11 protein-coding genes and 1 tRNA gene are annotated in these 13,102 nt (G+C 35.7%); 5 read left to right on the top strand and 7 right to left on the bottom strand.

All coding sequences use genetic code 11. From position 1 onward, the window contains the following. Positions 1-96: 96 nt before the first annotated feature. Entirely contained in the window at positions 97-627 is a 531-nt protein-coding gene (locus tag ABEA36_RS02995; protein WP_345488645.1) for a DedA family protein, read from the top strand. Positions 628-718: 91 nt separating this feature from the next. Here ABEA36_RS02995 and gndA read toward each other — a convergent pair whose 3' ends face one another. After that, complete coding sequence (gndA, locus tag ABEA36_RS02990) at positions 719-2,140, bottom strand: NADP-dependent phosphogluconate dehydrogenase (RefSeq protein ID WP_345488643.1); 1,422 nt, start codon at positions 2,138-2,140, stop codon at positions 719-721. 161 nt (positions 2,141-2,301) lie between these two features. Next, positions 2,302-3,564 (bottom strand): transcription termination factor Rho, encoded by a 1,263-nt coding sequence (gene rho, locus ABEA36_RS02985; RefSeq protein WP_345488641.1) that lies wholly within the window; start codon positions 3,562-3,564, stop codon positions 2,302-2,304. Positions 3,565-4,101: 537 nt separating this feature from the next. Between rho and ABEA36_RS02980 the strand changes: the two genes are divergently transcribed. Continuing rightward, complete coding sequence (locus ABEA36_RS02980; RefSeq protein WP_345488639.1) at positions 4,102-5,217, top strand: YcbX family protein; 1,116 nt, start codon at positions 4,102-4,104, stop codon at positions 5,215-5,217. A 95-nt stretch (positions 5,218-5,312) separates the two neighbouring features. On the opposite strand, the gene ABEA36_RS02975 is transcribed toward ABEA36_RS02980, so the two are convergent. Next, on the bottom strand, positions 5,313-5,909 hold the full coding sequence (locus tag ABEA36_RS02975; protein ID WP_425571847.1) for a cell division protein ZapC: 597 nt from the start codon (positions 5,907-5,909) through the stop codon (positions 5,313-5,315). A 270-nt stretch (positions 5,910-6,179) separates the two neighbouring features. Between ABEA36_RS02975 and ABEA36_RS02970 the strand changes: the two genes are divergently transcribed. Next, positions 6,180-6,548, top strand: a complete 369-nt coding sequence (locus tag ABEA36_RS02970; RefSeq protein WP_345488637.1) for an MmcQ/YjbR family DNA-binding protein — start codon at positions 6,180-6,182, stop codon at positions 6,546-6,548. A gap of 44 nt (positions 6,549-6,592) precedes the next feature. Here ABEA36_RS02970 and ilvC read toward each other — a convergent pair whose 3' ends face one another. Continuing rightward, on the bottom strand, positions 6,593-8,071 hold the full coding sequence (ilvC, locus tag ABEA36_RS02965; protein WP_345488635.1) for a ketol-acid reductoisomerase: 1,479 nt from the start codon (positions 8,069-8,071) through the stop codon (positions 6,593-6,595). 199 nt (positions 8,072-8,270) lie between these two features. Here ilvC and ilvY point away from each other — a divergent pair, with 199 nt between their 5' ends. Continuing rightward, positions 8,271-9,152 carry an HTH-type transcriptional activator IlvY gene (ilvY, locus tag ABEA36_RS02960; protein ID WP_345488633.1) on the top strand — a complete coding sequence of 294 codons (882 nt, stop codon included), beginning with the start codon at positions 8,271-8,273 and terminating at the stop codon, positions 9,150-9,152. A gap of 40 nt (positions 9,153-9,192) precedes the next feature. Here the strand turns inward: ilvY and creD are convergent, their stop codons facing one another. The 3 genes from creD to ABEA36_RS02945 form a co-directional block, all read right to left on the bottom strand. After that, positions 9,193-10,566 carry a cell envelope integrity protein CreD gene (gene creD, locus ABEA36_RS02955; protein WP_345488630.1) on the bottom strand — a complete coding sequence of 458 codons (1,374 nt, stop codon included), beginning with the start codon at positions 10,564-10,566 and terminating at the stop codon, positions 9,193-9,195. Between the two features lie 183 nt (positions 10,567-10,749). Further along, positions 10,750-11,229, bottom strand: a complete 480-nt coding sequence (locus tag ABEA36_RS02950) for a hypothetical protein (protein ID WP_345488628.1) — start codon at positions 11,227-11,229, stop codon at positions 10,750-10,752. Positions 11,230-12,051: 822 nt separating this feature from the next. Further along, a tRNA-Arg gene (locus tag ABEA36_RS02945) sits at positions 12,052-12,123 on the bottom strand. Between the two features lie 191 nt (positions 12,124-12,314). On the opposite strand from ABEA36_RS02945, the gene ABEA36_RS02940 reads away from it, so the two are divergent. Then, complete coding sequence (locus tag ABEA36_RS02940) at positions 12,315-13,073, top strand: MlaA family lipoprotein (RefSeq protein ID WP_345488626.1); 759 nt, start codon at positions 12,315-12,317, stop codon at positions 13,071-13,073. The last annotated feature ends 29 nt before the right edge of the window (positions 13,074-13,102 follow it).

Raw genomic sequence — 13,102 nt, 5'->3', positions numbered from 1 at the left:
ATAAAGGAATCGCAATCTATTTGCAAACGGATTAACCTTAACCAAACAACTTCGTTAACTGGCAAGTTTGTTTAAAACATGGAGAGTGCTATTAGCATGTCATTACAAGAAATTACCCAAATTATTATGGAGTTTATTAAAAATCACCAAGTTTGGGCACTACCGATTATTTTTCTTTTAGCGTTTGGTGAATCCTTAGCAATTGTCTCGTTGCTTATCCCTGCCACCGCTATTTTATTAGGAACGGGAGCGTTAATTGGTGCCGACCTTATTCCATTTATCCCAACGCTATTAGCCGCATCTGCGGGTGCAATTGTCGGGGACTGGGTCTCATACTGGCTTGGTAAACATTATCATGAAAAAATCATCAATTCATGGCCGTTGAACAAACACCCCAAAACAGTATACCGTGCAGAACAATTCTTTCATCGTTATGGTTTGATGGGGGTATTTATTGGTCGTTTTTTCGGGCCGCTACGTGCCGTTGTGCCGTTAATTGCAGGGGCGATGCACATGCCTAACTTAAAATTTAATATCGCAAATGTGACATCTGCCCCTGTTTGGGCTTTTGTCATGTTAGCACCGGGCGCCTTTGGTGTTCAATGGCTAGAAACATTATTTGGCTAATTAAACAGAGCGTTTCGTTAAAAAATTATCATAATCGGTAATTACAGTATAAAAAAAGGCGACCTGGGTCGCCTTTTACTTTGTATATAACTTATTTTTTCCCTTCAATTCCCATCCAATCAGTATGGAACACACCCTCTTTATCGGTGCGTTGGTAAGTATGCGCACCAAAATAATCGCGCTGAGCTTGAATTAGGTTTGCAGGTAATACTGCACTACGATAGCTATCGTAATAAGCAATCGCCGCTGACAGCGTCGGCACTGGAATACCATGTTGTACAGCAAATGAAACCACATCACGTAATGATTGTTGATAAGCTTCAACTGTTTGCTTAAAGTAAGGCGTCAACAATAAGTTAACCACTTCTTCTTCGCTTTCATACGCTTCGGTTATTTTCTGTAAAAATTGAGCACGAATAATACAGCCAGCTCTAAAGATTTTAGCAATCTCGCCATAATTGAGTGACCAGCTATAGTGTTGTGAAGCTGCTTTTAATTGAGCAAAACCTTGTGCATAAGAAATGATTTTACCCATGTAAAGGGCTTTACGAATTTTTTCAATAAGTTCAGCTTTATTATCACTTTCGATTGCGGTCTGTGGACCACTTAGTAGTTTAGCAGCAGCAACGCGCTGATCTTTAATAGCAGATAAATAACGAGCAAAAACAGACTCTGTAATTAACGATAATGGCTCACCTAAATCTAACGCACTTTGGCTTGTCCATTTCCCCGTTCCTTTATTACCCGCAGCATCAAGAATCACATCGACTAAATGAATGCCAGACGGTTCTTTATGTTTAAAGATGTCAGCAGTAATTTCAATTAAGTAACTGTTGAGTTCGCCTTTATTCCATTCACTAAATACCGCAGCGATTTCATCATTCGTTAAACCGGCTGCATGTTTTAATAATGAATAACTTTCCGCAATTAACTGCATATCGCCATATTCGATACCATTGTGTGCCATTTTAACATAATGACCCGCACCATTTGGACCAATATACGCGACACAAGGTTCGCCATTAACTTCAGCCGCAATTTTTTCGAGGATTGGAGCAACCAGTTGGTAGGCTTCTTTTTGACCTCCCGGCATGATTGAAGGTCCTTTTAATGCGCCTTCTTCACCGCCAGATACACCGGCACCAATAAAGTTAAAACCTGCTTCAGATAATGCTTTATTGCGTCGAATGGTATCTTCAAAATAAGCATTTCCTCCATCAATAATAATATCGCCTTTATCAAGTAAAGGTTTAAGCTCATCAATAACCGCATCTGTACCGCGACCCGCTTGAACCATAATCAAAATACGTCGAGGTTTTTCTAATGAATTAACAAAATCAGGTAGTGTATAATAAGGAACAAGCTGTTTACCAGGATGCTCTGCCATTACCTCATCGGTTTTGTCTTTAGAACGGTTATAAATTGAAACTGAATAACCACGGCTTTCAATATTCAATGCTAAATTACGGCCCATAACAGCCATTCCAATGACACCAATTTCTTGCTTAGACATGTTAAACCTCTTATTGTTCTATTCGCTTAATCGTTGATAAATTCACTTGGTTATTAAACCATACTTAGACAAATAAAAAAAGCTGCTTAAATTTAGCAGCTTTTTTTTCTATATAAAAATCAATTTGTTAAATTATTAACTCTTTTTCCAATTGATAAGGCTTATGAACGTTTCATCATATCGAAGAATTCTTCGTTGGTTTTGGTCATAGATAATTTATCAATTAGGAATTCCATCGCATCAATTTCACCCATTGGGTTAAGAATCTTACGCAGAATCCACATTTTTTGTAATTCATCAGGAGAGGTCATTAACTCTTCTTTACGCGTACCAGAACGATTAAAGTCAATCGCAGGGAAGACACGACGTTCAGCAATTTTACGCGACAAATGAAGTTCCATATTACCGGTACCTTTAAACTCTTCATAAATCACTTCATCCATTTTTGAACCAGTATCAACCAATGCTGTTGCTATAATCGTTAAGCTACCGCCTTCTTCAACATTACGCGCAGCACCAAAGAAACGTTTTGGACGATGTAAGGCATTCGCATCAACACCGCCCGTTAATACTTTACCAGAAGATGGCGCGACAGTATTATAAGCACGAGCAAGACGTGTAATCGAGTCTAACAAAATAATGACATCTTTTTTGTGTTCTACAAGACGTTTAGCACGTTCAATCACCATTTCAGCAACTTGAACGTGACGCGCAGCGGGTTCATCAAATGTTGAGGCAATAACTTCACCTTTAACTAAACGCTGCATTTCTGTTACTTCTTCAGGACGTTCATCAATTAATAAAACCATTAACTCACACTCAGGATAGTTAGTCGCTAAACTTTGTGCAATGTTTTGTAGCAACATGGTTTTACCCGCTTTTGGTGGCGCAACAATCAAACCACGTTGACCTTTACCAATTGGCGAAGCTAAGTCTAAAACTCGTGTGGTTAAATCTTCAGTCGAACCGTTACCGCGTTCCATACGAAGTCTTGAGTTTGCATGCAGTGGTGTTAAGTTTTCAAAAAGGATTTTATTGCGGGCGTCTTCTGGTTTGTCGTGGTTAACTTCATTGACTTTTAATAAGGCAAAATAGCGTTCACCTTCTTTAGGGGGGCGTATCTTTCCTGAAATTGTATCACCCGTTCTTAAATTGAATCGTCTGATCTGGCTTGGCGAAACATAAATATCATCAGGCCCAGCTAAATATGAACTGTCAGCTGAACGTAAAAAACCAAAACCATCTTGCAAAATTTCAAGCACACCATCACCAAAAATGTCTTCACCACTTTTAGCGTGCTGTTTTAAAATTGCGAAAATAATGTCTTGTTTGCGTAGACGGGCTAAATTTTCAAGCCCCATTGTTTTTTCACCAAGCGCGACGAGCTCAGATACCGGTTTTGTTTTTAATTCAGTTAGATTCATAATTTATTAGATTCTTGAGGGTAATTTTGATATGTATAATTTAATTTTATTTATATTCATGCTGGTTAAATTTTTGGATCGACCAACACAATGAATAACCTAAATTGTCATCTCTTTATGCAATAAAAAAGGTTTAACTTAATTTAATAAACTTTGATATTACTTAATTGTATTATAATATTGCACTGTCCACTAACGCTGAGCACTATCATTATTCAACTTGGTGGATAGATAGAGAGGAATCTCAATCGAGACAAATGCAATTTACACTAAAATTATGGCTATGTCCATTATTAATCGCAAATTTTACGCTAAACCATTAATATTTTTCTCGTACCTAATTTTAAGGTTCTAATGATATTATGATCTGCTATTCGATGATTGATTATCTGCATAATGTTTAGTTGTTATACAATAATTAATGTTTAATACCCATTATAAAACGTTACCCTTGTGAAATAGACATAAAACTCTTCTTACCACTTAAGTCTAATTAACGTTATACTAATTGCCTATTTTTTTGCTTTTGTGAATATTATGGTCTTTGTTAATCAACTCTATATCCACCCTATTAAATCAATGCAAGGTATTGCGTTACAATCTAGTGAGGCACTTTTAACAGGGCTAAAGCATGATCGTATTTTTATGGTCAGTGAACCTGATGGCTCATTTATCACTGCCCGTGAAACGCCACAACTATTACAGCTAAAAACCACATTAAATTCATTGGGTGTTTTAATCACATTGAACCATCAAAAAAGTATACAAGTTAACTATAGTGACTTTTCTGCAACCCAGGAGCCTACTGAAGTTTGGGGAAACCAGTTTACGTCACATATTGCATCAATCAGTGTGAATCGTTTTTTGAGTGAGTTTTTGCATAAAGATGTACAACTACGCTGGATTGGCCAATTGCCAGATCGTGTGGTAAAACGCTATCCAGCGACACCGTTGGCTTTTGCTGATGGCTACCCTTATCTGCTACTAAATACCGCATCATTTAACTATTTGCAACAACAATGCCCTGAAAAACTGAGTATTACGCAATTTCGCGGTAACATTATTATTGACGGCGCACTCCCCTTTGCTGAGGACGGCTGGAAAACAATCAAGATTGGTCATATTATTTTTGACTTAGTTAAGCCATGTAGCCGTTGTGTAATGACGCGCGTCAATTTAACTACCCATCAATATTACCCTGACAATGAACCACTAAAAACATTACGTTATTTTAGGCAAGATGAGCAAGGTGATATTGATTTCGGCATCAATATGATAGCGCGAAACTGTGGCGTAATATCAGTGAATGATAAAATTGAAATATTAGAAAGGCAAACCGCCAAGAACTATATAAAATCATTTCCAAGAGAAGATATAACGAAAGCACAACCATGCCAAGTCAATTTTGAATCGATTTCTTTTACGGGCAATAATCAGCAGCCATTATTAGAACAATTAGAACAGCATGATATTGAAATTCCGTATTCTTGTCGAACCGGTATTTGCGGGCGATGTCAGGTGGAGTTAATTGAGGGAGATGTCGTACCAATGACGCAATCTGCAATTAGGCGAAATAACCGTATTTTAGCATGTAGCTGCGTACCTAAAACATCACACATAAAGTTGAAACGAATTAATCAAACCGATGAGTAAAATATAAATGCCGGCTCCATGGACCGGCATTTGCTTCATTATTATTTTTAACAAACCATAGATTTGTATTGCCACTACAACAATTTGGTTAATAATTAACAGACTTGATAAAATAGATTGATGACAGATTCATCGTCATCTTCATGTGTGCCTGCTGTTATGTTTATGCGTTGATGTTTAGAAGCAAGACGATCATTCATCACTTTAACCACATCCGCCATATTAAAGTGTTTGCCAGCCATCATGACATTAGGTTCAGTGATTAGACAAACTGATGCACTGATTCCTGCTTCAACAACGAATAAATTGACTAATTGACCCGTATCTTGAACTTGTGCTTCTACAACTTCACCAAAACTAGGGGTAAATAACATGGGTTGCTGCACAAAATACCAACTCTTTGGCATTTGTGGTTTTATAAAATTAGCAGCAACAATCGCATTTAAAACTAACTCCACTTTTTGAGGTTCTGTCAGGTTTAATTGGCTACAGCTTTCATAGAATAAGTAATACGCCGTTGCATCATCAACGGAAAATGAAACGGAATGAAATGCATCAGGTGTCAATATTTTAGCCGGATAACGGGAACGAAATACCATATCGTTTGCTATTTCTAGCATCAAACAATCGTACTTGCTATCAAAATACCAGCGCCAATTATCGCTTGGTCTAATGGTTATTTTTTTGGCCATATTCCCCCCCATAACACGCAGTGTGTTTAATAAACAATATAACAAATAAACTAAATAAAATACAGATAAATATTTAATTATTTTTTTATAATTTATTAATTTATAAAAAGATTAATATTAGATCTAAAAAATTAAATAATTTTAAAATTAGATCTATTTTATGGTTTTTGGGATCTTTTAAAATGCAAAAAGATCACTTCAAATTAGCGTAAAAGATCGGTATGCTTGAATGATGTTAATCTCTTTTTGCTCTTGTTTGTGAGGTCAAATATGCGACAAAAATATCAATGGATCTTCACTGAAGCCCTGAAATTAAAAGGTGTGAGTATCGACTACAAAGTAGAATGGCAAGCATATCGATTTTTACTTAATGAAAAAATGTTTGCTTATTTAGGAACGAACAATCAAGATAAGGAGATCCTAACGTTAAAAGGTGATCCAGCTGACAATCAACTCATGATCGAAATTTATGATTATGTTACAGAAGGGTATTATATGAATAAGATTCATTGGATCTCAATACGACTTGATGATCGAAAATTACCAAGTGAACAGATGGTTGTTGAGCAGTTAATAAAATCTTATCAGTTAGTGTTTGAAAAACTATCAAAGAAACATCAACAGAAAATAAGACAATAAAAAAGAGCGCATAAAGCGCTCTTGCTAAATCAACATTAACAGAATTACCCTGCTACATTGATTTTTTTCATATCTTTCATATAGCTACGTAGAGTATGACCAATGACTTCAATTGGATGGTTACGAATTGATTCATTGACTTCACGTAATTGAGCATTATCTACGCTACCTTCAGGAATCGCTTTACCTAAATCACCCGCTTGTAATAATGGCATGAATTTTTCGCGTAATAATGGGATAGCCACATTAGAGAATAAGTAGTTACCATATTCAGCTGTATCAGAAATAACCACATTCATTTCATATAAACGTTTACGAGCAATTGTATTGGCAATTAGCGGTAATTCATGTAATGATTCATAGTATGCTGATTCATCAAGAATACCCGCTTCAGTCATTGTTTCAAATGCAAGTTCAACGCCGGCTTTCACCATCGCAATCATCACAACACCTTGATCAAAATAAGTTTGCTCATCGATCTTACCTTGATACTGAGCTGCTTTTTCAAAGCCAGTTTCACCGGTTTCTTTACGCCATTTTAATAAGTTAACGTCGTCATTATTCCAGTCTTCAATCATAGTACGTGAGAATTCACCTGAGATGATATCATCCATATGTTTACGATAAAGATCGGTCATAATCACTTTTAATTCTTGAGCTAAAGCATTAGCACGTAATTTAGCTGGATTCGATAGACGATCCATCATTAATGTGATACCACCTTGTTTTAAAGCTTCGGTAATCGTTTCCCAACCAAACTGTAATAATTTACATGCGTAAGCAGGATCAACGCCTTCTGCAACCAATTTATCGAAGCATAGTAACGAACCTGTCTGTAACATACCACATAAAATGGTTTGTTCACCCATTAAGTCTGATTTTACTTCTGCCACAAATGATGATTCAAGTACACCAGCACGATGGCCTCCTGTTGCCGCAGCCCATGCTTTAGCAATTGCCAGACCTTCACCTTTTGGATCATTTGCAGGGTGAACGGCGATAAGTGTTGGTACACCAAAACCACGTTTATATTCTTCACGCACTTCAGTACCTGGGCATTTTGGTGCAACCATCACAACAGTAATGTCAGAACGGATTTTCTCACCGACTTCAACAATATTAAATCCATGTGAGTAACCTAATGCTGCACCATTTTTCATTAATGGCTGAACGGCTTGAACAACTGCAGTGTGTTGTTTGTCTGGTGTTAAGTTAATCACTAAATCAGCTGAGGGAATTAATTCTTCATAAGTTCCCACTTTAAAGCCATTTTCACTTGCTTTCTTCCAAGATGCACGTTTTTCAGTAATCGCTTCTTGGCGTAGCGCATAAGCAATATCTAAACCAGAGTCACGCATATTAAGGCCTTGGTTTAAGCCTTGCGCACCACAACCAACAATTACAATTTTTTTACCTTTTAAGAAATTTGCTTCTTGAGCAAATTCATCACGCCCCATAAAACGGCATTTACCTAATTGTTCTAATTTTTCACGCCAGCGTAGTGTGTTAAAATAATTTGACATTGTTTTTCCCCTGAAAATAGAATTAAATTTTGATGTAGTATCAAGTGAGATAAGTGATTTGGATTAAATCATTCTTTAACGCTAAATACAAATTACCTCAAATAAAGTTCTGCTACTATACTTTATTTTTTTTATTGCTAAAATTGATATATTTAAAACATTACGTTGCGATTTTTGCAACAAATAGCGTTGATGGATTATGGATATACAAGCATTAAAAACATTTCTGACATTGTGTGAAACCAACCATTTTGGTTTAACCGCTAAAATCATGCACATGACGCCATCGACCTTATCAAGGCAAATTCAACGACTAGAAGATGACGTTGGACAACCCTTATTTATACGCGACAACCGTTCAGTTCATATTACTGATGCCGGTATGCAACTCAAACAGTTTGCTAATCAAGTATTATCAGATTATCGCCAATTACAACAAAATTTAGATCAATCTAATCAACTACTCAGTGGAGAACTGAGCTTATTTTGTTCAGTTACTGCAGCTTACAGCCATTTGCCCGATATTCTCGATAAATTTCGAGTGTTGTATCCACTAGTTGAAATAAAATTAACGACAGGCGATGCAGCTGACGCAGTAAGTAAAATTCAGTCTAACGAAGCAGATTTAGCCATTGCAGGCCAACCGAAACAATTACCATCAAGTATTGAGTTTGTTAAAATTGGTGAAATTGAAATGGTACTTTTGATCCCCAGATTGCGCAGTACGTTTAGCGATAGATTGCATCAAAAACAGCCTGACTGGAATCATATTCCATTTATTTTACCAGAGCATGGACCAAGTCGGCAGCGTATAGATCAATGGTTTAAACAAAATAAAATTCAATCCCCAAAAATCTATGCAACCGTCGCCGGACACGAAGCAATTGTATCGATGGTAGCTGTTGGATGTGGCGTTGCTTTATTACCTAAAGTTGTCATGGAAAATAGTCCTGAGCGCATCAGAGAACGAATTATTGAGTGGCCAACAAGCTTGATTGAACCTTTTGATATTGGCATTTGTGTGCAAAAAAGGCGTTTATCAGAAAAGATCATCTCATCTTTTTGGCAACTAGCAAATTAACCATTGCGCGCCAATGATGGCGCGAAATACCCCAAATTGATTAATTATTCTCTTCTGGCTTTTTTATTTTCTGTGTATTTTTATTATGGCTGATTTGCGCAACTTTATACCAATCGATATGGCGCGTTAAAATCATAATGCCACCTAAAACAACAAAGAGTAAAATACTACCTAATAATAAGGCATTCCCCTCTGAAATCATCACAAAATAAAGAATCATGTAGAGCAGCAGTAAGAATGAAGTGAATATGCTTCCCCATTTGATTCCTTTTAATACCGCAGAAAGATAAAATCCAATAAGTCCACTACAAGCAAATGCCCCCATCACATAAGCCAATAAAAAGCCAATATGTTCTGATAATGCCAACAATAATAAATAGAATATTGTTAATGCCATCCCCACCAATAAATATTGCACAGGGTGAATTTTTAACTGTTTTAACATTTCAAAAATAAAGAAACATATAAATGTTAATACAATAAACAAGATAGCATATTTTACTGCCCTTTCTGTCATTTGGTATTCATCGACGGTCTCAACAAAGCTGGTTTTGAAAGCAGGATAATCACTATAGCTTGACGCATTACGACTAATATTCACATCCTTTGCAAATAAGCTATTGATGTTATTTGCATACCAGCTACTTTGCCATGTTGCGTCAAATCCCTTCTCATCAATTAAGCGTTGGGATGGTAAAGTATAACCAATAAAGTTAGGGTGTGGCCAATTACCCTTCAGATGATACTGACTAGAGCGACCTAACGGAACGATTGATAAATCTTTGGTGCCTTGTAACAATAGTGAAAAGTTAAAATCAAGTTTTTTTCCTGTGACCTCTTCTAGTGACATCGGTGCATTTATTCCCTGAGCATTATAAATATCACTCTGATTAACACCCGGTTCAAACTCAATATTCTTACCGTTGAGTGTCATAAGGGGGACTTGCATAATCCCACGCGTATCACTGATCATCACGATTAAATACGGCTTTTCAATTTCAATGTTTTCATTATTTTGCAATGTGTCTAATTCAACAGGATCAAAACTTCCCGTAAATTTTAATTGGGCTTGGTATACTTGTGCCTGATAAATGCCAATATGTCTGGCTGATATATCCGTATTGGCATCCACTTCCAGTTTTTGTGGTAAAACATAACGCAGGTATTTATTTTGCGTATAAAACTTTTGTTTATCACGATACTCTAATGTTGTTAGCGTATAGGGAATGACAATAATAGGACCAATAATTTTTTGTGAATAACTACTGCTTTGACTGACCGAATCAATCACTTCATTTTGATAGTAGGAACGCTCTTGAATAACCCCCATGATCATCGCCATAGGAATCATCATAACTAAAATAAGCCCAGTTAGCGTTAAGATTTTAAACAGTAATGAGAAACGTGAATGCATTGTTTTTTCCTTATTTATACTTTAAACAGTATAAAAATAACAAAACAAAATGAAATCACGTTGAGTTTTATGTGAAGTTAAGGTGAAGAATGAAATGATTATTACTACACGGCACTTACACCATCGAAAATATTAATTATAGGTCTATTACGCCTACCAACAATAAAATAACCTATCACTATATTAAGAAAATGTTTCAAGCAGTGTTTGTTTAATAAAACGGGCTATTTCCACAAATTTTTGATTGCTTGTGGTATCAATGATAAATTCGTTATATTCACCATTTTTCTCAACTGACATGATCACGTTACCCTCATTGAGCTTCGCATTAAGCTTAATATGATATTGTGTTTTCGGATACGCGTTTTTAGCTTGTTCTAATATAATTTCAATGCCAAAAAGACAATATGGATTTTTACCATTAAACTGATAATTTAATGAATACGCATCTGATACGGTTGGTGGTGATTTTGATAAGTCTAAAATATTAACATAAGTATTAAGACTACCATCATGGTCTTTCCACACACGACCTGATAACCCCAAATCATTTCGTATAAATAGGAACAGTTGATTAATCTGATTAGCAAGGCTATTTTTATTATCCAGACAAGCAACCCTCATATCATTATATTTACTACAAATATCTTCATAAGTGATCATTGTCTTCTCCATTACTTACAGCATCATAAAACTGATCGTATCTTAAACAAAATACATCGAAATAATGCACGCTTGATTCTTGTGTTTATTACAATTAAATAAACAGTTATAAAATTATATTTTTATATCATTTCGATAACTTAACGCAAATTTAAATTGTAAAGAAATTTAAAATTTTTTAACAATTTGAGAAGTTCTGTCTCATCAGATTAATCATAGCTGATGCAAAGGATTTGAAGTGTGTGATTGTACTATTTGAAAAATTTAATGTTTTTTAAAAAACACGATTATTAACAAATAATTTACAATGAATATCATGGCAAGATAATCAAATTCACCTATTGATATAATTTACTAAATAAATCTCCATGAGCAAGGGGATAACGGTGATGAGTGAGCAATAAAAAATAATTTAAAATGGGTTTGCGTTACTTTTTTAATATTCTATATCCACTTTACCATACTCATGTAAGTACCGAATGACATTAGAAAAGCGAACGCAGGTTCTACCTTATTTTCAGCTCTCTTTTTGTTGGAGTTCATGTTGGCATTACCATCCGTTTTCATGACCATATTACTGACCGACATAAAGCAGATCTGCTATTGTGACGAATTTATTTACGACTGATAAATAACTCGGCAGTTTTGACGTGGGCTATACCATGCATAAGTTTGTGGGAATCACTCAACATCTAAGTTGATATTTTTTCGTTGAGTGCGTGATAGTTTTCTTTGAACTTCATTAGACATCAAATTATTGTTGATTCATTGATGTAAAAGGTTTTATTAGACTTTAGTTAACTTTATTAGGCTAAATAATATTGACCCCAGCAGGAATCGAACCTGCAACTAGCCCTTAGGAGGGGCTCGTTATATCCATTTAACTATGAGGTCATAGGCGGCTTATTTTAAAGTATTTACAAAAATTTTCCAGAATTTCTTTACCCCAATTTCAATAAGCATTCTGTGCGATTTTTATTGAAATTATATTTCAAAAGAAGATTAAATTTTTCGGAAATTTTGCAACTCAATGTTACAATGTACCACTATAACAAGATCAACTAACACTTAATGCAATAAATAATATGAAAAAAAGAATATTTGGTTTAATGCTTTCGGTCATGACACTCAGTGGCTGTGCAACTTACAACGCTGAAACAAATACGTATTCAGACCCTTTATCTGGTTTTAACAATGCGATGTTTAGTTTTAACTATAATGTCCTCGACCCTTACTTGGTTAGACCGGTTGCTGTTGCATGGAAAGATTATGTTCCATCACCAGTACGAAGTAGTATTAGTGGTGTATCATCAAACTTAACTGAACCTGCATCAGCATTAAATAGTTTACTACAAGGTAATGTTCAACAAATGGGCGTACACCTTGCTAGATTTATGTTAAATACTGTATTTGGTTTAGGTGGATTAATTGATGTTGCAGGAATGGCTGATCCTCAATTACAAAAAGGGAATCGACAATCCTTTGGTACCGTTTTAGGTCATTATGATGTGCCTTACGGACCTTATGTGGTATTACCATTTTACGGACAAGCAACATTAAGAGAAGATGGGGGATTACTTGTCGATTCACTTTACCCACCATTATACTGGTTATCAATCGAAGCAAGTATTGCTCGTTGGGCATTTGATGGTATCGAATCACGTGCTGTGGCACTTGAATATGAGGATTTATTGAATAACAGTAATGATCCATATAACTTTTTACGCAATGCTTACTTCCAACGCTATGACTTTTTAGCATCAGGTGGTCAAGTCGATGAAAAACGTCAGCAACAGCGCGAGCAAGCAATCAGTAAATATCTTGATGATATTGATGCAGAATAGCACTATTTTAAATACGGCCCCGAGCCGTA

This window comes from Orbus sasakiae (assembly GCF_039542345.1).
In the GTDB taxonomy this organism is placed as follows: Bacteria; Pseudomonadota; Gammaproteobacteria; order Enterobacterales; family Orbaceae; genus Orbus; species Orbus sasakiae.
This window is presented reverse-complemented; position numbering and strand designations above follow the sequence as displayed.

Coding starts and splice junctions, on each gene's coding strand:
- ABEA36_RS02995 (WP_345488645.1), top strand. CDS start 97: ATGTCATTACAAGAAATTACCCAAATTATTATGGAGTTTATTAAAAAT.
- gndA (WP_345488643.1), bottom strand. CDS start 2,140: ATGTCTAAGCAAGAAATTGGTGTCATTGGAATGGCTGTTATGGGCCGT.
- rho (WP_345488641.1), bottom strand. CDS start 3,564: ATGAATCTAACTGAATTAAAAACAAAACCGGTATCTGAGCTCGTCGCG.
- ABEA36_RS02980 (WP_345488639.1), top strand. CDS start 4,102: ATGGTCTTTGTTAATCAACTCTATATCCACCCTATTAAATCAATGCAA.
- ABEA36_RS02975 (WP_425571847.1), bottom strand. CDS start 5,909: ATGGCCAAAAAAATAACCATTAGACCAAGCGATAATTGGCGCTGGTAT.
- ABEA36_RS02970 (WP_345488637.1), top strand. CDS start 6,180: ATGCGACAAAAATATCAATGGATCTTCACTGAAGCCCTGAAATTAAAA.
- ilvC (WP_345488635.1), bottom strand. CDS start 8,071: ATGTCAAATTATTTTAACACACTACGCTGGCGTGAAAAATTAGAACAA.
- ilvY (WP_345488633.1), top strand. CDS start 8,271: ATGGATATACAAGCATTAAAAACATTTCTGACATTGTGTGAAACCAAC.
- creD (WP_345488630.1), bottom strand. CDS start 10,566: ATGCATTCACGTTTCTCATTACTGTTTAAAATCTTAACGCTAACTGGG.
- ABEA36_RS02950 (WP_345488628.1), bottom strand. CDS start 11,229: ATGATCACTTATGAAGATATTTGTAGTAAATATAATGATATGAGGGTT.
- ABEA36_RS02940 (WP_345488626.1), top strand. CDS start 12,315: ATGAAAAAAAGAATATTTGGTTTAATGCTTTCGGTCATGACACTCAGT.